At 59.1% G+C, this 20418-nt stretch carries 16 protein-coding genes; 2 read left to right on the top strand and 14 right to left on the bottom strand.

Annotation, left to right across the window (positions count from 1 at the left end; all coding sequences use genetic code 11):
• Positions 1 to 24 precede the first annotated feature (24 nt).
• Genes hflK (KVG88_RS17035) through hflK (KVG88_RS17025) form a run of 3 tightly spaced genes read right to left on the bottom strand, consistent with a single transcriptional unit; the run spans position 25 to position 4075 of the window.
• Positions 25 to 1083, bottom strand: coding sequence for a protease modulator HflK (gene hflK, locus KVG88_RS17035; RefSeq protein WP_217872083.1), 1059 nt, complete (start codon positions 1081 to 1083; stop codon positions 25 to 27).
• Positions 1080 to 2120 carry a protease modulator HflC gene (gene hflC / locus KVG88_RS17030; RefSeq protein ID WP_217872082.1) on the bottom strand — a complete coding sequence of 347 codons (1041 nt, stop codon included), beginning with the start codon at positions 2118 to 2120 and terminating at the stop codon, positions 1080 to 1082. Before hflC ends, hflK (KVG88_RS17035) begins: the two co-directional genes overlap by 4 nt.
• Positions 2117 to 4075 carry a protease modulator HflK gene (gene hflK / locus KVG88_RS17025; protein WP_217872081.1) on the bottom strand — a complete coding sequence of 653 codons (1959 nt, stop codon included), beginning with the start codon at positions 4073 to 4075 and terminating at the stop codon, positions 2117 to 2119. Before hflK (KVG88_RS17025) ends, hflC begins: the two co-directional genes overlap by 4 nt.
• Before the next feature lie 218 nt (positions 4076 to 4293).
• Here hflK (KVG88_RS17025) and lpdA point away from each other — a divergent pair, with 218 nt between their 5' ends.
• Complete coding sequence (lpdA, locus tag KVG88_RS17020) at positions 4294 to 5694, top strand: dihydrolipoyl dehydrogenase (protein WP_217872080.1); 1401 nt, start codon at positions 4294 to 4296, stop codon at positions 5692 to 5694.
• Between the two features lie 46 nt (positions 5695 to 5740).
• On the opposite strand, the gene KVG88_RS17015 is transcribed toward lpdA, so the two are convergent.
• Positions 5741 to 6214, bottom strand: a complete 474-nt coding sequence (locus KVG88_RS17015) for an Lrp/AsnC family transcriptional regulator (RefSeq protein ID WP_150705004.1) — start codon at positions 6212 to 6214, stop codon at positions 5741 to 5743.
• Between the two features lie 145 nt (positions 6215 to 6359).
• Here KVG88_RS17015 and KVG88_RS17010 point away from each other — a divergent pair, with 145 nt between their 5' ends.
• Entirely contained in the window at positions 6360 to 6986 is a 627-nt protein-coding gene (locus tag KVG88_RS17010; protein ID WP_217872079.1) for a LysE family translocator, read from the top strand.
• 3 nt (positions 6987 to 6989) lie between these two features.
• Here KVG88_RS17010 and KVG88_RS17005 read toward each other — a convergent pair whose 3' ends face one another.
• The 10 genes from KVG88_RS17005 to atpD form a co-directional block, all read right to left on the bottom strand.
• On the bottom strand, positions 6990 to 9107 hold the full coding sequence (locus tag KVG88_RS17005) for a hypothetical protein (protein ID WP_217872078.1): 2118 nt from the start codon (positions 9105 to 9107) through the stop codon (positions 6990 to 6992).
• The gene (locus KVG88_RS17000) at positions 9094 to 10290 is read right to left on the bottom strand and encodes a DUF3142 domain-containing protein (protein WP_217872077.1); all 1197 of its coding nucleotides are present in this window, start codon (positions 10288 to 10290) and stop codon (positions 9094 to 9096) included. Before KVG88_RS17000 ends, KVG88_RS17005 begins: the two co-directional genes overlap by 14 nt.
• Before the next feature lie 139 nt (positions 10291 to 10429).
• Positions 10430 to 12460, bottom strand: coding sequence for a 2Fe-2S iron-sulfur cluster-binding protein (locus KVG88_RS16995; RefSeq protein ID WP_217872076.1), 2031 nt, complete (start codon positions 12458 to 12460; stop codon positions 10430 to 10432).
• A 63-nt stretch (positions 12461 to 12523) separates the two neighbouring features.
• Positions 12524 to 13150 carry a glutathione S-transferase family protein gene (locus KVG88_RS16990; protein ID WP_217872075.1) on the bottom strand — a complete coding sequence of 209 codons (627 nt, stop codon included), beginning with the start codon at positions 13148 to 13150 and terminating at the stop codon, positions 12524 to 12526.
• A 137-nt stretch (positions 13151 to 13287) separates the two neighbouring features.
• Positions 13288 to 14184, bottom strand: coding sequence for a LysR family transcriptional regulator (locus tag KVG88_RS16985; protein WP_217872074.1), 897 nt, complete (start codon positions 14182 to 14184; stop codon positions 13288 to 13290).
• Positions 14185 to 14262: 78 nt separating this feature from the next.
• Positions 14263 to 16095, bottom strand: coding sequence for a glutamine--fructose-6-phosphate transaminase (isomerizing) (gene glmS, locus KVG88_RS16980; protein WP_150702271.1), 1833 nt, complete (start codon positions 16093 to 16095; stop codon positions 14263 to 14265).
• Position 16096: 1 nt separating this feature from the next.
• A complete protein-coding gene (locus tag KVG88_RS16975; RefSeq protein ID WP_150702272.1) occupies positions 16097 to 16873 on the bottom strand; it encodes a DeoR/GlpR family DNA-binding transcription regulator in 777 nt (258 codons plus the stop codon).
• Between the two features lie 200 nt (positions 16874 to 17073).
• Positions 17074 to 18441, bottom strand: a complete 1368-nt coding sequence (gene glmU, locus KVG88_RS16970; protein WP_217872073.1) for a bifunctional UDP-N-acetylglucosamine diphosphorylase/glucosamine-1-phosphate N-acetyltransferase GlmU — start codon at positions 18439 to 18441, stop codon at positions 17074 to 17076.
• Positions 18442 to 18555: 114 nt separating this feature from the next.
• Entirely contained in the window at positions 18556 to 18981 is a 426-nt protein-coding gene (locus KVG88_RS16965; protein WP_007969909.1) for a F0F1 ATP synthase subunit epsilon, read from the bottom strand.
• A gap of 45 nt (positions 18982 to 19026) precedes the next feature.
• A complete protein-coding gene (gene atpD, locus KVG88_RS16960) occupies positions 19027 to 20406 on the bottom strand; it encodes a F0F1 ATP synthase subunit beta (RefSeq protein ID WP_060540274.1) in 1380 nt (459 codons plus the stop codon).
• Positions 20407 to 20418 lie beyond the last annotated feature (12 nt).

The raw sequence follows: 20418 nt of genomic DNA, 5'->3' as shown, positions 1-20418 counted from the left end.
TCGGTGCAGCGGCAGTTTGCGCAGTCATTGTGCAGCTCCCTGAATGATCAGGCGGGAATCGTCTTTGGGGTTGACCGTGGTCACCGACCCCGCCTGACCGAGAATCTTCGGCATCCGCTCGCGGTAGATCCGCAGCAGCATTTGCGGGTCGGTGCCCTGTTGTTGCGCCTTGGCCAGGCTCAACACCGTGGCGGTGTCAGCCGACGCTTTAGCCAACCGTTCACTGGCCTGAGCATGAGCAACTTGCAGCGCGCGGTCGGCTTGCTCGTTGGCAGACTGGTTCAGTTTCTCGGCGTCGGTGCGCGCGTTGGCGACGGCTTTGTCGGCCTGCTGGCTGGCGGTCAGTACGGCGTTGAAGGCATTGACCGCAGGCCCGGGCAAACTCGACTGAACGTCGACGCGTGCGACTTCTATCCCCAACCCTTGGCCGGTCGAACTCAGTTCTGCCAAGCGTTGATTGATCCCCTGCACCAGATCACCCCGCAGGCGCTCGCGTCGTTCGGCCGCTTGGTTGTCAGCTCCGATCAGCTCTGGACGGGCAACCAGAATGGTATCCAGATCGCGGGCAGCGGTCAGTGCGACGGCACTGCGGGTCACCAGTCGATCCAGTGCCGGCAGCATATGTTCACCTTGCAGCACGAAAGCGTACGGCTCGGTGACCTTGTAGAAAACCCGCACATCGAGTTGCACCACCCCGGCATCACCGGTCAGCAAATAGCCGGAGCCGGCCAGCGCATCGCTGATTGGCGTGGCGAAACTGGCCACGCGATCGGCCTGTAACGCCGCATCACTGCGCAGCAGACTTTCCACCCGACGCTCAATGACTCGATCCGCAGCCGGTAATAAAACCACCTGCTCAAACGGGCGCGGCCAAGCCAACAATAACCCGGCGTTCTGAATGCGATCCAATGCGCCGAAGTGCAAAATCACTGCACGATTCTGTGGATCGATTTGACGCACGTTGGAAAACGCCCATGCCAACGCAGCGAGAACCGTCACCGCGTACAACGCCAGAAATGCCAAGCGTCCTGCCTGAATCCAGGGGCTGCTCAACTCATTTGTTCCACGTGGAACCACACTCATGGTTGCGACCCAGATTTGGTTTCGAGGGTGGGCGGCCCATCGACCAGCACGCGGAATGGCGCCGCGTCAGTGCGCAGGATCAGCTTTGTCCCCGGCGTGACCACGGTGCCCAAGGTGTCGAGTGAACGCAGCAGGTTGTAAAGCTGTGGCGAACCGGCGTATGCACGACCATAAATCTGCGCCGCTTCAACGCGAGACTGCGCTTCGATGTCCGCCGCTTTCACCGTGGCATCGGCTTGTACGATTCGCGCATCACGTTCTGCAGCCGAGCGAATTTGCGCCGCTTCACGCTTGCCGATGGCCGTGCGTTCGGTGGCGATGGTTTCGCGCTCGGCGCGCATGCGATCAACCGTCGCCGTGAGCGTCACCGAGGGCAAGGTCAGCCGCTCAATGCCGACTTGCAGAACGCGAACACCATAGGTGGTGAGCAACTGTTGATCGATTTGCTGACGCAGTTGCGTTTCGAAATCGGCGATATGCACTTGATTGGCGTCGGTGTTCACCAAGTTGGCCAAGTCGAAACTGCTGGCGGTGGTTTCCAGTGCAGAGCCAATAAAAGTCCGAATTTGTCGCGCGGCTTCATCGGGTTGATTCTGCACGGCACGCATGAAGCGCTGCACGTTGTCCGGGTCGCCTTGCACCTGCCAGGCGACATACGCCTGAACGATGATGCGCAAGCCATCCCGTGTGCCCACGTCCTGCAAACCGCTGGAGGTAGTCCGCAGTCGCAGATCTACCGGGATCGCCGCTTCGAAGGGTGCAGGCCAGCGCCAGCCAAGGCCTGGCTCCAACAAGACCCGCGCCGGGTTGCCGAAGCGCGTGATGACGGTGGCTTCCCCCGAACGCACCTGCACCAGGCTGGCGGCCGCCACAGCAAACGCCACGAGCAACGCAGCCCAGCCCATTCGCCGCCACGGAAACGGGCCCGCCTCTTGTGGGTCTCCATGGTGGTGGTGATGATGCCCGTGATGGTGCCCGCCATGGCCGTGGTCGTGGCCGGTGTGATCCGCGTGATCGTGGGTGTGCGACTGGCTCAATTGGCAGCTCCTGGCTGAGCGGATTTATGCGGCGGCACGGGATCAGCCGGCAACGTGAAAGGACGAAGGTCGATGGTCGGTGCATTGCTGCTGCCGCCCAGACGATGATCGAGCACCAGCAACCTGGCGTTGGCCAACCCTTGGGAAAGTTGACCAAGGTACTGCTCCAGCACGAAGGCCTGGCCGGCGCTGGCATAAGCCTTCTGCTCGGCGCTGAACTTCAGGTCCGTAGCTTGGGCACTCGCGTTGATTTCTCGCGCGCTGGCCGTGGCTTGATCGCGGGCAACACTGGCCTGCAATTGCGCCTGGTTGGTCGCTTCAGCGGCGGCGCCACGTTCACGGGCGATCAATGCCTGCACGCCAATCTGTGCCGCTTGCACTCCGTGATAAGCGTTGGCTGCACCGGCAGGCGGATGAATCGCTTCGACTACCGTAGCAAGGATTTCCACGCCACTGTCGAGCCGTTGCAGATCCGCCTGAACCGCACGGCCAATCTCTTGTGCCAGCCCTACCCTGTCTTCACCGAGCAGACCATCGAGCGTGCGCGAGGCGAAGTCGTGCACCAGAATCCGGCTGGCAGTGCTGCGGATCAGCGTCGGCACATCCGCGCTGTTATAGGTGGCTGCCAACGCGGCTTGATCGGTCAGGCCAATGCGGTAAACGAAGCGCACGTCCATGTTGACGATCTGGAAGCTCTGCTTGTCGGCGCGACTGCTGGCAATCACTTGGGACTTGTCGTTCACATGGCTGGCATCCCACAACCGATTGGCCGTGATTGGTGCTGGCCCTTCGGCCGATGCTACCTGTGTCGGGGCGGAGGTATCGCCGACGCTGGTGGCCAACTCATGCACCACACCGTTTTCAACATTCAGGACCCGCCCCAACGGCCAAGGTAAGCCGGCGTGCAAACCGGGACCGAACACCTCTACCGGTTTGCCAAAACGCTCGTAGATACCACGGCCTTGCAGCGGTATTTCGTGAATACCGGTCAGTGACCAACCCACCACCGCTACAACACCCAGCACTGGCAAAAACGCCCGGCGCATAAAGGTGAACGCCCAGATTTGCCGCAGATCGATGCCAAAGCGGTTATGCAGTTCGTGCTGCAACGCCAGCAAAGGCTGTGGCGGCCAACGCAGCAGGTCGGCGATAAAGCTGTGCGCCAGCAGCGCGGGTTCGACTTGCTCGCGGCGCGGGCTGAACAACGACAGCACTGCACGCAGCAACAACTCCACCGCGACGAGCCCAGGCAACAGGCCGATCAATACCGCCAGGCGCACAGGCCATACAGAAGTGTCATTGCCAAACAGCAGGCATAACGCACCCAGCACCAAACTAATGATGGCTACCCGCGTCAGCTGCGATAACACTACGGCTTCAGGCCATTGCGCAGTGTTTTCCTGGGCCAGATGACGCTCAAGCACCAGCAAACCAAACGCCAGCAGCAACGCCAGGGAGGCACCAACGGTGGCCGACAAGCCCAGCGCGGCCGGTGGCAAGCTCAGGTTCCAGGCTTGTTCCACGCAGAACAAACTCAACAACGCCCAACCACCCAGCCACAACGTGGGTGCACCGATCTGCTTGAGTGTCATCGACCCGCGCTGACTGATCTTTTCCAGTAGTCGCTCATACCAACCCGTCGCCGGGTCGGTGTCCTGGACGACAACTTCTGCGACTGGTGGATTGATCGCCCGTGCACGCCATTGCGTCACCCACCAAGCGGATTGCAGGCCCGCCACCACCACCAGCAAGGCCGCGCTCTGATTGAACAGCAACGCAGGCCAAAGCGATTGCGGTGCAAATAACCCGACAAAAAACCCGCACAACACCCCTGCCGCTGCCAGCACACCCAAGCCCATCGCAAGCTGGCGCAATCGCCGCCCTTGAATCAGCGCCTGCTGAAAGCGTGGTAGCCCTGCAACCTGCGCCCCACCTACATCGAGATCGACTTGCATAGCACCCCAGTGATTATCTTTGCTCGCGCCGAATTTCGTTACCATATAACGAAACTGGTGAAATTTTCGTACTAATTCGCAGTATCTAAAGACGCTCAACCTGTCGCTTGGCTGAAGCCTTGACCGAAATGCCTCGGAACGCACATATTACGTTCGTAATTTTATTCAAAGGCTACGTTTATCCATCCGGTTCCCTCTTTCAATCCAGGAGAAAATCCATGAGCACTTACGACGTCGTGATACTCGGCGGTGGCCCCGGCGGTTACAACGCAGCGATCCGCGCGGGTCAACTGGGTTTGAAAGCGGCTTGCGTAGAAGGACGCGCCACCCTCGGCGGCACCTGCCTGAATGTGGGTTGCATGCCGTCCAAGGCATTGCTGCATGCCTCCGAGCTTTACGACGCAGCCATGGGCGCGGAATTCGCCAACCTGGGGATTGAGGTCAAACCCAGTCTCAATCTCGCGCAGATGATGAAGCAGAAAGATGAAAGCGTGACCGGACTGACCAAGGGCATCGAGTTTCTCTTTCGCAAAAACAAGGTCGACTGGATCAAGGGCTGGGGGCATATCGACGGGCCTGGCAAAGTCAGCGTCACTGACGCGGCTGGCGGCAAGACTGAGCTGAGCGCCAAGGACATCATCATCGCCACAGGCTCCGAGCCGACTCCCCTGCCCGGTGTGAACATCGATAACCAGCGCATTCTTGACTCCACCGGCGCCCTGTCACTGACAGAAGTGCCAAAGCATCTGGTGGTCATCGGCGCTGGCGTGATTGGCCTGGAGCTGGGTTCGGTCTGGCGGCGTTTGGGCGCGCAGGTCACGGTGGTCGAATTCCTCGACCGCATCTGCCCTGGCGTGGACGGTGAAGCCGGTAAAACCCTGCAACGCTCACTGAGCAAACAAGGGATCAGCTTCAAATTGAGTTCGAAAGTGACCAGCGCAACGACTTCCGCCACAGGCGTGCAGCTGAGCGTCGAACCCGCTGCCGGTGGTACGGCCGAAATGCTCGAAGCCGATTATGTGTTGGTGGCCATTGGACGCCGCCCTTATACAAAAGGCCTGGGGCTGGAGAACGTTGGCCTCGCCACGGACAAACGCGGCATGCTCGCCAACAAGGGTCACCGTACCGAAGCGGCGGGTGTCTGGGTCATCGGCGACGTGACGTCAGGGCCGATGCTCGCGCACAAGGCAGAGGACGAAGCCATGGCGTGTGTCGAGCAGATCGTCGGCAAGGCCGGTGAGGTCAATTACGATCTGATCCCCAACGTGATCTACACCAAACCGGAACTGGCCAGCGTTGGCAAAACCGAGGAACAACTCAAAGCCGAAGGCCGCGCCTATAAGGTCGGCAAGTTTCCCTTCACCGCCAACAGCCGGGCGAAGATCAATCACGAGACCGAGGGCTTCGCCAAAGTCCTGGCCGATGAACGTACCGACGAAATCCTCGGCGTGCACTTGGTTGGCCCGAGCGTCAGTGAAATGATCGGCGAATACTGCGTGGCCATGGAGTTCAGTGCCTCTGCCGAAGACATTGCCCTGACCTGTCATCCGCATCCGACCCGTTCCGAAGCGTTGCGTCAGGCGGCGATGAATGTGGAGGGGATGGCGACCCAGATGTAGCCACAGCAAAAGAACGCAGTCTGTCGCAGGCTGCGTTCTTTTCCCTTTAGGCAGGCAAGTGTTCCAGCGGCAACGACCCCGGCGACTTCACCGTGTGAATCGCAAAGTTGCTGCGGATATCGCTCACGCCCGGCAACTTCAACAAACGACCTGTGAGAAACCTGTCATAGGCGCGCAGATCCGGCACCACCACCTGCAACAGAAAATCTGATTCCCCTGACACCAGAAACGCCGAAATAACCTCCGGCAATGCCGTCACCGCCAGACGAAAAGCCTCGGCCTGCTCGTCGTTGTGGCGCTCGACTTTGACGCCAACGAACACCGTCAATCCGAGCCCGACTTCGTCGCGGTCCAGGTTGGCCTGATAACCGCGAATCACCCCGGCCTCTTCCAGCATTCGTACCCGACGCAAACAAGGCGACGCCGACAGGCCGATCTCTTCAGCCAGTTGCACATTGGTCAGGCGACCGTCCCGCTGCAGCGCAGCGAGAATCTTGCGGTCGTAGGCATCCAGTTTCATGGTTTGGCAGATCCCGATGGTCGAGTAGTCAATTAATGGCAGATTATGCCAAGCCTACCGGTTTTAGAAGCGAACTACGCAAGCACCTGCTCCGCCCTTGCCCCCTAAACTGACCCTACCGAATCGACAACGAATGGGGTGCAACATGGCGGGACTCTGGCTGTTTTTCATGGCGCTGGCAGTGGTGTTCCTGTTGCCGGGGCCTGACATGATCCTGCTGTTGCAGACCGGCGCTCGCCAAGGCAAAGGCGCGGCACTGGCCACCGCGGCAGGGCTGGCCATCGCCCGGGGCTGTCATGTTGCATTGGCGGCGTTGGGGTTGGCGGCGCTATTCAAAGCGGCGCCCTGGACGTTTGACGTGGTGCGCCTGGCGGGTGCCGCGTACCTGCTATGGATCGGCATTCAGTGCCTGCGAACAACCTTGCTGCCAAACCTCGACAGCGATCAACCTGTCGAAAAAGCCCGTTGGCGTGAAGCGATCCGCCGAGGTTTGTTGACCAACCTGCTCAACCCCAAAGCGCTGCTCTTTTGTTCGGTACTGCTGCCCCAGTTCATCAACCCACAGGCAGGGTCGGTGCTCGCGCAGTTTGCCGTGCTGGGCGTGGTGTTGGTCGGGGTGGGTTTATTATTCGACAGCGCTTACGCCTTGCTCGGCGCAGCGCTGGGCCGCTGGTTGCAACGCAGCCCTTCAGCCCAACGTTTGCAGCAATGGTTGTTCGGTAGCCTGTTGATTGGGTTCGCCGTGCGGCTGACCTTTGTTCAACAGGCTTGAACCTTACTGCGCTTTGCGGCGGCGGCGATTGATCAGCAACAGCGCCGCTGCCGTGACCGCAACAACGCTACCTACCTGCAACGACGTCTTGTACGGCCGCAAGGATGAGCGAGCGGCATCGGTAACCTGGGTGACGTAGCGTTTGTCGGCGTTATCGAAATCGGGGTACGGGCATTGATGGCCAAAGTCCGCCGCCCATTCCACAAACGGTCCTTCTTTGACATAGCGTTGGTAGAGCGCACTTTGATCTTCAAGGCTGCTGTTCCACCCCGCCGCCTCACACAGCACAGCGGCAAAAGCCTGGCTGGTATGTGGCAGGTGGTCCGCAGCACGATTGGCCAACTGCGTGGCGACAAACCGATAGTGATAACGCTGATCAGGCTGGGCAGCACTGGCTTGCTGGCGTTTCACCTCGTCTTCGGCCATCAGCGGCCCCACTTTGAGCTCGGTGCTTTCAAGGCTGTAGTTGCCCGCGAAAGTGGCGTAATCCGGAGCCATTTCGTAGCCGAGAATATCCATCCCCCACTCACGTGCGGTCCAGGCGGCGTTGAACAGCGCGGCGGCGCGGCGGGTCGGCCACCACGCGGCATCGGCCTTCAAGCGTTGCTGACCATACAACCTGGCTTTGTTGCGCAACCCGTCGTTATCGAAATAGGCCGGGGCTTCTTCATAATGCCCTTCGCGCAACAATCGCCGTCCGAGCAAATTGCGCAGGCTCGCCGCCACTGGCAACGGCACGTAATTTTCGCGGTCATGCTGGCTGAGCGGTGGTGGCGCGGGCACTTGGGTGTCGACGTAATGCTTGAGCTCGTCGAGTGTCAGAACGCGCTCGGCCACCGTTGCCGCGTCGAACCAATAAATACTTTGGCTGCGATAAAGCTGATCAAAAGCTTGTAGATAATCCCCGCGTTGCAAAGCCAGAATCGCGCTTTCGCCCTCAACCCGACACTTGGGTTGAAGCGTTTCATAATCGAAGTCCGGAGTTCTGCGATCACCCCAGGATTCATTCTGCGGAAAAGCCTGCGCCGCTTTGGCATACGCCGCAGCCGCAGCGGTTTTGTCGCCCTCTCGCAGCGCCAGCTTGGCGCGTAACCACCAGGCCAGTCCGCCGTCGCCGGCGTGTTCAAGGAACGCCTTGGCGCTGGCGTAATCGCCCTGTTGATAGTTCACCGCGGCCAGACGATCCGCGTTATCGAGGCTGCCGCGCGTGCTGTTTTGCAGCGATTTGATCAGCTTCAGTTCGTTCGCCGGTTGTTCACCGAACGACCAGCCCAGCCGGCTGATCAATGATGCCGTCACCAACTGCTGCACCGGTTTGTTCTTGAGCAATTCAGCCAGTTCCGCCTCGGGCATTACCGACAGATCGGCCATCAACACCTTCAACGAGGTGTAACCCACCGCTGAACCGTGAAGGTTTTGCGTGGCATAAAGTTCGATGGCGCTGTTCCAGTCACCCGCTGTGCGGGCAACGCGGGCCTCTTCACCGAGACTGGCGACGCCCAGTTCCAACGGGTCACTGAAGCCGTCGATACTTAGCTGCCGGGTTTGCTCGTAGGCCTTGCGCGCTTGCGTCAGCAGCCCGGGGGTTGCGCCCGCCTCCGAGCTCATGGCGAACAGCGCCCGGCCCAAGGAGTACGCAGCCCAAGTGCTGCGCAGCGCCCGTTGGTCCGCAGGTAACGCGAGCACTTTCTGAAAGTACTCTGCCGCCAAGCCATGATCATCGACTGCAAATGCCACGGCACCGGCCAGATAAAGTCTGACCTCGGTCGGCAGACTTGCGCCTTGCTCTTCGACATGGCGAGCATCGGTAAGCCCGCGCAGCTGTTTCACCAATGCCCGCTGTTCAGCGGTCAAGCCGCTTTGTTCGGCCTGGCTGCGCTGTTCTGCGAGTTCAGGGTCTTCCATGCCGTAAGTGGTAGCGCTGACATTTTTCAACCCCGAAATGGCATGCCCGAGGCGACTGACTTCAAAGTTGAAATTGCCTTCCGGCAGCTCCGCCAGCGACTGCCCACGATTGTCCAACAGGCGCATGGGGAAATCCGGCCCGCACGCCAACGCCGAACCCAGCGGCAAGCTGAGGCTCAGGCAAAGCAGATGACGCGGCCAGTTACGGGTGAACATTCGAAGCTCCTTGATCAATATTCGCGCAGCGAGCCCAACCGATGGCGCGCTGCCCACCGGCCGCGATCCGACCGTCACGCAGGCGAGTGAAGGTAAGCAGATCCGGGCTCTGTTGCAACGCATATCCGGCAAGCGCATCGGCGCCTTCGCAGCCCTGCACCGCCAGCGTCAAACGCTCGGGCCAGGCATTGTCGAGGTTGCCCTCATTGGTGAGGACAATGTCATGGAGACCTTGCTGCTCCGAGAGTTTCAGCGCTAACCGGCTATTGAGCGAATCTCCCCGCGCAACCGCGCCCAGGGTGGTCAGGCTCCACGCCCGGCGATCGCTGGCCAGTGGCAGGCGAAACCAGATCAGCCCCGCCAGATGTGCCGGTGGATCATTGCGCAATTGGGTCGCAAGCTTACTCAGCTGCTGCGGATCGGCCAGCAACTCCCGACGCTCGCCATCACGTTCAATGCGTATTTCGCTCTCAACAACGGGTGCACCGCTGGCGTCGGGCAACAGCGCCACACCATAGGCCGGCAACGCCAGATAGAAGGTTCTTTGGGTGACACGGCTCCAGGCCTGTGCCCATTTCCGGGCCTGATCGGGATCAAACAGGCCACGACGCGGATCACTCACCGCATGCACCTGTAATACGCTGCTGTCGACTGTGGATAACAGCGCCGGCAACTCCGGACTGTCGAGCCAGGCCGGCAATGCGGTGATGCTCAACGGCAAAGCCGTCGGCAGCAGCGTGCGCAAGTGCGCTAGAAATTCGCGGTAGGCCGGCAGCCGGGCGTTGCCCGCGTCGTGGTCTATTTCCACGCCGGTAAGGTTCAGGCCTTGTGCCTGCCAATCAATGATCAGCTGTTGAATCTGCAGCGTGACTTCATCCTGATTCAACGACTTGAGCTGACCATCGAGGCGAATCACCGCGATCAGCGGACGACCATCACGCTTGAGCAACAGCGGATCGATTCGCGCCCGACTCCAACCCGTCTTAGGAAAGGCCTGCAACGCCAGCACGCGCAAGGTAGAGAAGTCTGCACGACTGTCTTGCAGGGCAGAGTCATGGGCCGGGGTCCATTGCCGCTGCCAGATGTAGAGCTGTTGGTCGAGTGGTGCAGAATCTTGGCGTTCGCAACCCATAAGAAGCGTCCACGCAGTAAGAAAAACCGCCAGACGAACGAAAAAATACATAAAGCTCCCAGAGTTGAATCAGACCCTTCGTAGCAGCTGCCGAAGGCTGCGTTCGGCTGAGCAGCAGTCGTCAATGCTGACGGATCGCGGTGTCTGATTCTACGTCTGCTTCGCAGTCGAACGCAGCCTTCGGCAGCTGTTACAAATCCAGGACCAAAGGCTGCGAGCCCTGAGCCGGAATCGCGCAGCAAATCAGCACCTCCCCTTCCTCCGGAATCTCTGCGGGTGGTTGTGGATAATGCACCTGACCGCTGACCAGACGCGTTCTACAAGTACCGCACGAGCCGCCGCGGCAACTGAACTCGGGGTTTAAGCCACGACTTTCTGCCAACTCCAACAAACTGCCCCCCTCGGGTTGCCAACGTGCTTCTTTGGCTGACCGCTGGAACACCACCGGCACTGAAGAGGTGGCGGCCGGTGGTTGCTCGATCACGATAGCATCCGGGTCGGGCTGTCGACGCAGCGTTGATGGGCCAAAGGTTTCGGCGTGAATTCGCACATCGCGGATGTCCAGTTCGCGCAGGCCGTCGTACAGCGCCTGGGTAAAACTGCCGGGGCCACACACAACGAAATCCAGCTGATCGTAGTCCTCAACGTCGAGCAGTTCCGTGAGCCTTGCGACATCGATTCGACCGGTAAAGTCAAAGTCTTCACCCTCTAGGGCCTCCGACTCCGGTTGGCTAAGCAAACGCACCACCTTGACTGCGTCACCGGCGCTCTCAAGCAAGCGATCCACCTCGGCCCGAAACGGTTGATCTGCCAACGTACGCGAACTCTGCAAAAACAATGTCGGACGAATTCCACGGGTGCGCAGGCCTTGATAGACCACCTCGCGCAACATCGACAACAGCGGCGTGATCCCTACGCCGGCAGCCAGCAACACCAGCGGCCGACGCTCATGGGGCGCCACGGTGAAATGGCCTTGAGGCGCTCGGGCTTCGAGCAAATCACCCACGCGAATCTGCTCATGCAGGTGCGAAGACACTCGCCCGTCACGTTTCACGCTGATGCGGAAGAAGTCGTCCGACGGTGCGCTCGACAAGCTGTACGTGCGGATATGCACGTCGCCATCAATGTTGAATCGCAGCGGTAAATGCTGGCCGGCTTGAAACAATGGCAATCCTGCACCGTCGGCGGGCTCCATATAAATCGAGCGGATGTTGTGGCTTTCCGCTTCGATTCGTACGACTCGTAATGGCCGCCATTGATCGCCCAACGCCTTGGCTTGCATGCGGGCTTTGGCTTGCTGCCAGGTGCCGGTTAGCAAACTGGTGGGTGACACACCGTCGAAGCGCCAGCGCAAAGCCAGCGCAGCAGGTCTGCGAACGACATGTTCCACGTGGAACGTCCACAAACGTTCGGCACCTTGAAAAGCTTCTATCTCCGGTCCTTCGAGGATGATATCGGCGCGCCCGCTGAGATGAAGCAGGTCGCCGGAGTTGAAATCGATGAACAGTAACCCGGCCCGAGGATTGACCCGCAAGTTACCCAGCGTGTTGAAAAACAGGTTCCCGGCAAAGTCCGGAATAGTCAGGCAATCGCCTTCCACGTGAACGAAACCCGACTGACCACCGCGGTGTGAAACATCCACCGAGCGCACGCCATCGACGTCCACATAGCTGGCGACAAAGAAGGTGTCGGCGTCGGCGATCAACGCTTTGGCTGCATCATCCAGTTCATTGAAATACTGTGCGGGACGCGTTGCAGCATCCGCCAGCGGCACCGAGCGAAACTGCCTCAACTGAATGTACTGCGGGCAATTGCCATAAGACTGATCGACCGTCACAGCAAAACCGCTCGCAGTCATCGCACCGATATGACCATTGATGCGGTTGCGACGCCGGGTATGCAGTTCGATACCCAGCAGGCCGATTGCCGCGCCGTCACTCAATTGCGCTGGATCGTCTGCCGCCGGCACGCTGCTGAACTGCAACAGTTGAGGTTCAGGCGAATCAACGAAACCCGGCAGCCCTTCAAGCACACTGGCCCACGGGTTTCCGTTGCCATCCACCGCGCCGTATAACATGAACGGCAATTGCTCATAGAACGAGCGGTGCTGGTCCGGCATGTAATCGCGGATGACCCTGCGACCGACGACCTCCATGCGTTCGTCAACCCCGATGTGCGCCTGCAACTCTCTCTCGCCAGCATGCCACGGTGAACGATCCATTACGGCATCTCCCCTGCGCCAATGGCACAGCGTGAAGGGCCCGATAAACTCGGGCCATAAACGTCAGGCAGTTTTTTGCAGACCGGCAACAGTGCGCGGCATGCCGACAAAACCAGGCAGGGCTTCGACGCGAGCCAACCAGGCGCGGATATTAGCGTAGTCGTCCAGCGAGACATTGCCTTCCGGTGCATGGGCGATATAGCTGTAGGCCGCAACGTCAGCGATGGTAGGTTCGCTGCCAGCGAGGTATTCAGTGTTGGCCAATTCTTGATCAATTATTTTGAGCACAGTGTGTGCGTAAGGGATTACTTCGTCGGCGTTGTAAGGCGCACCAAACACAGTGATCAACCGCGCTCTGGCTGGGCCAAAAGCGATAGGACCCGCAGCGGCCGACAACCAGCGCTGCACTTTGGCGGCGCCGACCGGATCGGCAGGTAGCCAACGACCGTTGCCGTATTTTTGCGCCAGATACACCAGGATCGCGTTGGAGTCCGCCAACACCACACCTTGATCATCCAGTACCGGCACCTGACCAAATGCATTCAGCGCCAGGAACTTAGGCTTCTTGTGCTCGCCTTTGGCAAGGTCAACAAAAATCAGCTCGGTCGGCAGTTGCAGCAGGGAGAGCATCAGCTCCACACGGTGAGCGTGGCCAGAACGGGGAAAGTTGTAGAGTTTGATGGCTTGCATGATCGACTCCGCGCTTGAGTGGTGTTGTTCAGGGAGATCAGCACCGTTGGGGAAGCCATCTTCCATCACTCACCAAAACAACAGAATAACCAGCAAACGCAATCCATTATTTCAGCCAGCGCAATAACGCATCAGACCTAAAAGGCCGGATGTTCCCTCAGTGCTGTGACGGTAAAATCGACAAAACTGCGCACCCGCGCCGCGGCCTTGCGCCCCCCCTGATACACCACATGGATTGGCAAGGGTGGCATTTCGAAATCCGCCAGGACAATCTCCAACTCCCCGGCCGCTATCTTGCTCGCTACCTGGTAGGACAAAACCCGGGTGTATCCCAAACCCAGGCAAGCCGCAGTAATCGCCGCCTGATTCGCTGTGACCACCAATCGTGGATCAGTGCGCACGGTGATGGGTTCGCCCCCGTCCAGAAACGGCCAACTTTTCAATTGGCCGGTAGCAGATGTGGCGATCAACGGTTGTTGAGCCAGTTCTTGCGGATGGGTTGGCCGCCCATGGTCGGCCAGAAACGCTGGTGATACACAGACCACTCTGCGCACTTCGCCCACACGGATCGCGTGCTGATTACTGTCGGGCAACTCACCGATGCGCACCGCCACATCAATCCCCTCCTCCACCACGCTCACAATCCGGTCAACCAACAGCGCATTGATCGTGACGTCCGGAAATTGCGTAAGAAAACTCACCATTAACGGTGTAACGAAGAGCTCACCAAATAACACCGGCGCCGTAATCGTCAGTTGCCCACGAGGCTGGGCATGGCTTCCGGCTGCCGAGTCTTCAGCTTCCTGCACCTCAGCAAGAATTCTCCGACAGTCTTCAAGGTAACGCTGACCTGCTTCACTCAAATGCACGCTGCGCGTAGTACGCGTGAGCAAAGGTGTGCCAATACGTTTCTCCAGCGCCGCCACCGCTCGGGTGACACTCGCCGCCGACAAACCCAAACGCCGCGCCGCCGCCGAAAAACCCTGGTCTTGGGCGACGGCGGTGAAGACCTGCATTTCCTGAAAGCGGTCCATTGGCGTGTCCTCGATTCAGATAAAAAAATCGCAACCCGTGGGCTGCGATTTTTTGAGGTTAGATCAGCTGTGGATAACTTATTCCACAGTCACCGATTTCGCCAGGTTGCGTGGCTGATCAACGTCAGTGCCTTTCAGCACGGCAACGTAATACGACAGCAATTGCAGCGGGACGGTGTAGAGAATCGGCGAGAGGATATCGTGGATGTGCGGCATCTGCACAACGTGGGTGCCTTCACCGTTGGTCATGCCTGCCTTCTCGTCGGCGAACACGATCAGCTCGCCACCACGGGCGCGGACTTCCTGCAGGTTGGATTTCAACTTCTCCAGCAACTCATTGTTCGGCGCCACGGTGACCACCGGCATGTCGTTATCCACAAGCGCCAACGGGCCGTGTTTCAATTCACCTGCCGGGTATGCTTCGGCGTGGATGTAGGAGATTTCTTTGAGCTTGAGCGCTCCTTCCATCGCCACCGGGAATTGCGCACCACGACCGAGGAACAGCGTGTGGTTCTTCTCGGCGAACAGTTCGGCGATCTTCTCCACTGTACTGTCCATCGCCAGCGCTTCGCCCAGGCGAGTCGGCAAGCGACGAAGTTCTTCGACCAACGTGGCTTCGACGCCAGCGGCCAAAGAGCCTCGAACCTGACCCAGCGACAGGGTCAGCAACAACAGGCCAACCAATTGTGTGGTGAACGCTTTGGTCGACGCCACGCCGATTTCGCGACCGGCCTGGGTCAGCAGGGTCAGGTCGGATTCCCGCACCAGCGAGCTGATGCCGACGTTGCAGATCGCCAGGCTGGCGAGGAAACCCAGCTCCTTGGCATTACGCAGCGCGGCCAAGGTGTCGGCGGTTTCGCCGGACTGGGAGATGGTCACGAACAGTGTGTCTGGCTGAACCACGACTTTGCGATAGCGGAACTCGCTGGCGACTTCTACCTGGCAAGGGATGCCGGCCAACTCTTCCAGCCAGTAACGGGCGACCATGCCAGCGTGATAACTGGTGCCGCACGCCACGATTTGCACATTGCGGACTTTGGCGAACAACTCGGCCGCTTGCGGGCCGAACGCCTGTACCAGCACTTGGTTCTGGCTCAAGCGACCTTCCAGCGTGCGCTGCACCACGGACGGTTGTTCGTGGATTTCCTTGAGCATGTAGTGGCGGAACTCGCCTTTGTCGGCCGCTTCGGCACCGTCACTGTATTGCACGGTCTGACGCTCGACCGCTTGGCCAGCCACGTCCCAAATCTGCACGCTGTCACGACGGATTTCGGCGATATCGCCCTCTTCCAGGTACATGAAGCGGTCGGTGACCTGACGCAGGGCCAACTGATCAGACGCCAGGAAGTTCTCCCCCAGGCCAAGGCCGATCACCAGCGGGCTGCCGCTGCGTGCTGCAACGAGGCGATCCGGTTGTTGCGCACTGATCACTGCCAGACCGTAAGCGCCGTGCAGCTCTTTAACGGTTGCCTTAAGGGCAACGGCCAGGTCGCGCAGGTCCTTGAGTTTGTGATTGAGCAAGTGGGCGATGACTTCGGTGTCGGTGTCCGAGGTGAACACGTAACCCAGAGCCTTGAGCTGTTCGCGCAGCGCTTCGTGGTTTTCGATGATGCCGTTGTGCACCACCGCCAGGTCACCGGAAAAATGCGGGTGCGCATTGCGCTCGCACGGTGCACCGTGAGTCGCCCAGCGGGTGTGGGCGATGCCCAGACGACCGACCAGCGCCTCTTCGGCCAGGGCCTGCTCAAGCTCGCTGACCTTGCCCGGACGGCGCAGGCGCTCAAGCTTCTCGTCATTGGTATAGACCGCCACACCGGCGCTGTCATACCCACGGTATTCCAGACGCTTCAGGCCTTCGACCAGGATGGCGGTGATGTTACGTTCTGCGACTGCGCCAACAATTCCACACATGCTATTTCTCCTGACTGACAGCCGCGCAAATCAAAGTGATGCCGCGGGCCTGAATCTGATTGCGTGCCTCCAGCGGCAGGCGATCATCGGTAATAAGGGTATGTACGCTGCTCCAGGGCAGTTCCAGGTTGGGAATCTTGCGGCCGATCTTGTCGGCTTCCACCATCACGACAACTTCGCGGGCGACTTCAGCCATGACTCGGCTCAGCCCCAGTAACTCATTGAACGTAGTTGTACCGCGAACCAGATCGATGCCATCGGCACCAATGAACAATTGGTCAAAGTCGTAAGAGCGTAGTACCTGCTCGGCAACCTGCCCCTGAAAGGACTCGGAATGCGGATCCCAGGTGCCGCCCGTCATCAACAACACTGGCTCGTGTTCAAGTTCGCTAAGTGCGTTGGCGACATGCAGGGAATTGGTCATGACTACCAGACCCGGTTGTTGACCGAGCTCAGGAATCATCGCCGCCGTGGTACTGCCGCTGTCGATGATGATGCGCGCATGCTCGCGAATCCGCGAAACGGCGGCACGGGCAATGGCTTGTTTGTATTTGGAGACTGGCTGACCGATGTCGGCCACTAATTCCTGAGGCATGGTGATAGCGCCGCCGTAACGACGCAGCAACAGCCCGTTGCTTTCGAGTGCGGCAAGATCCTTGCGAATCGTAACTTCCGAAGTTTCGAAGCGTTTGGCCAGTTCATCCACACTGACTTCGCCCTGCTCATTGAGCAAAGCAAGAATGTTGTGACGGCGTTGAGGAGTGTTGCGCTTCGACATGGCTTGGTAAGTTTCGATTCGAAAGATAACGGAAGCAATCAAAACCTATCGGTGAACCTTCGTCAAGCGTGGGCGTTAAAAAAGATCTGTGGATAAACCAAAAAGATCGCAGCCTCCGGCAGCTCCTACACGGGATTTGTAATCACCCTGTAGGAGCTGCCGAAGGCTGCGATCTTTTGATCTGACGAATTGTGGATAACTCAGCTCTTCTTGATCTTCACTGGCCGCTTCCATCCGTCGATGTTTTTCTGCCGAGCACGCCCTACGGCTAACTGGGATTTATCCACAGTTGAGGTAATGGTCGAACCGGCTGCAGTGGTTGCGCCATCGAGGATATCCACAGGCGCCACCAACGAATTGTTGGAGCCGATGAACACATCTTCTCCCAACGTGGTTTTCCACTTATTGGCGCCATCGTAGTTGCAGGTGATCGTGCCGGCGCCGATGTTGGTGCGCGCGCCAATTTCAGCATCACCCAAGTAAGTCAGGTGGCCAGCCTTGGCACCTTCGCCCAAGTGCGCGTTTTTCAGTTCGACGAAGTTACCCACATGCGCTCGGGCTTCCAGCACGGTGCCCGGGCGAAGACGTGCGAACGGGCCAGCATCGCTGCCTTCACCCAGAATCGCACCTTCGATATGACTGTTTGCCTTGATCACCACGCCTTTGCGCAACGTGCTGTCCTTGATGACGCAGTTCGGGCCGATGACCACGTCGTCTTCGATGACCACTTTGCCTTCGAGGATCACGTTGATGTCGATCAGCACATCGCGGCCGACCGTCACTTCACCGCGCACATCGAAACGTGCCGGATCGCGCAGGGTCACCCCCTGAGCCATCAAACGGCGGCCGGCGCGCAGTTGATAATGACGCTCAAGCTCGGAAAGTTGCTTGCGGTCGTTGGCGCCCTGCACTTCCATCGCGTCGTGCGGTTGCTCGGTGGCCACCACCAGACCATCGCTGACCGCCATGGCGATCACGTCGGTCAGGTAATACTCGCCCTGGGCGTTATTGTTAGAGAGGCGACTCATCCATCCGCCAAGGCTTTCGAACGGCAGCGCCAGAATGCCGGTGTTGCCCTCAGTGATCGCGCGCTCGGTTTCGTTGGCGTCTTTTTGCTCGACGATGGCGGTCACCTTGCCGTCAACGTCGCGCACAATTCGGCCGTAACCGGTCGGGTCGTCTAGTTCTACCGTCAACAGACCCAATTGCTGCGGCGCCACTTTCTTGAGCAAGCGTTGCAGGGTTTCGACTTCAATCAGCGGTACGTCACCGTAGAGAATCAGCACGGTGTCGGACTTGATGAACGGTACAGCCTGGGCCACGGCATGGCCGGTGCCCAATTGTTTGTCCTGAAGAACGAAGTTCAGGTCGTCAGCGGCCAAACGCTCACGTACCGCATCGGCACCGTGGCCAATCACCACATGGATGCGCTGTGGATCAAGTTGTCGGGCGCTGTGGATAACATGGCCGAGCATCGAGTTGCCGGCAATCGGGTGCAAGACTTTCGGTAAGGCCGAACGCATGCGCGTGCCTTGGCCGGCAGCGAGAATAACGATTTCAAGAGACATGACTGGCTACCAATCCTGGGTGGTCAGCGGCTGCGACCATCGTGGTGAACGTCGGAAAAGAAAAAAGGGTAGCCGAGGCTACCCTTTTTAATCAATCACACAACAAGCGCAACCTTAGTGGCCGAACTTCTTGCGGATCTGCTGGACGGTGCGCAGCTGAGCTGCGGCCTCGGCCAGACGTGCGGCAGCAGAACCGTAATCGAATTCCGCGCCCCGCTCATGCAAGGCCTTCTCGGCAGCCTTAACGGCTTCCTGAGCGGAGGCTTCGTCCAGGTCGGCAGCACGTTGCACGGTGTCGGCAAGAACCTTGACCATGTTCGGCTGAACCTCGAGGAAACCACCGGAGATGTAATACACCTCTTCTTCCCCGCCCTGCTTGACCAGGCGGATCGGGCCCGGCTTGAGATTAGTGATCAGCGGCGCGTGACCCAGAGCGATACCAAGATCACCCAGTGCACCGTGCGCAATCACCATCTCGACCAGACCGGAAAAGATTTCCCCTTCCGCGCTGACGATATCGCAATGGACTGTCATAGCCATCTGATTGCCTCAAACTAAATTAGCGCCCGTTGCCGGGCGCCGGGATTACAGTTTCTTGGCTTTCTCGATCGCTTCTTCGATGCCGCCAACCATGTAGAACGCTTGTTCTGGCAGGTGGTCGTAGTCACCGTTGAGGATGCCTTTGAAGCCAGCAATGGTGTCTTTCAGGGAAACGTATTTACCCGAAGCACCGGTGAAGACTTCAGCCACGAAGAACGGCTGCGACAAGAAACGCTGGATCTTACGAGCACGGTTTACCAACTGCTTGTCGGCTTCCGACAGCTCGTCCATACCCAGGATCGCAATGATGTCCTTCAGTTCTTTGTAACGCTGCAGAACGTACTGAACGCCGCGAGCGGTGTCGTAGTGGTCCTGGCCGATTACGTTCGGGTCCAGCTGGCGCGAAGTCGAGTCGAGTGGATCGACCGCTGGGTAGATACCCAGGGAGGCGATGTCACGGGACAGAACGACAGTAGCGTCCAAGTGGGCGAAGGTGGTCGCTGGCGACGGGTCGGTCAAGTCGTCCGCAGGTACGTATACCGCTTGGATCGAAGTGATCGAACCTTCCTTGGTCGAAGTGATACGTTCTTGCAGAACGCCCATCTCTTCAGCCAGGGTCGGCTGGTAACCTACTGCGGAAGGCATACGGCCCAGCAGTGCGGATACTTCAGTACCGGCCAGGGTGTAACGATAGATGTTGTCGACGAACAGCAGAACGTCGTTACCTTCGTCACGGAACTTCTCGGCCATGGTCAGGCCGGTCAGTGCTACGCGCAGACGGTTACCCGGCGGCTCGTTCATCTGACCGTAAACCAGTGCCACTTTGTCCAGAACGTTGGAATCCTTCATCTCGTGGTAGAAGTCGTTACCCTCACGAGTACGCTCACCCACACCGGCGAACACGGAATAACCGCTGTGCTCGATGGCGATGTTACGGATCAGTTCCATCATGTTTACGGTTTTGCCTACACCGGCACCACCGAACAGACCGACTTTACCGCCTTTGGCGAACGGGCAAACCAGGTCGATAACCTTGATGCCGGTTTCCAGCAGGTCGTTGCCGCCTGCTTGCTCAGCGAACGAAGGCGCTGGACGGTGAATGCCCCAACGCTCGTCGGTATCGATTGGACCTGCTTCGTCGATCGGGTTGCCCAGAACGTCCATGATCCGGCCCAGAGTTGCTTTACCAACCGGTACGGAGATGGCTGCGCCAGAGTCGACAACGTCCAGACCGCGCTTCAAGCCTTCGGTGGAACCCATCGCAATGGTACGAACCACGCCGTCGCCCAGCTGCTGCTGAACTTCCAGGGTGGTCCCGGCCGCGCTTTGTACAGTCAGCGCGTTGTAGATGCTCGGTACGCTGTCGCGTGGAAATTCCACGTCGATAACGGCGCCGATGATTTGAACGATACGTCCGCTACTCATAGCTGGATCCTC

This window comes from Pseudomonas azerbaijanoccidentalis (assembly GCF_019145495.1).
Classification (GTDB): Bacteria; Pseudomonadota; Gammaproteobacteria; order Pseudomonadales; family Pseudomonadaceae; genus Aquipseudomonas; species Aquipseudomonas azerbaijanoccidentalis.
This window is presented reverse-complemented; position numbering and strand designations above follow the sequence as displayed.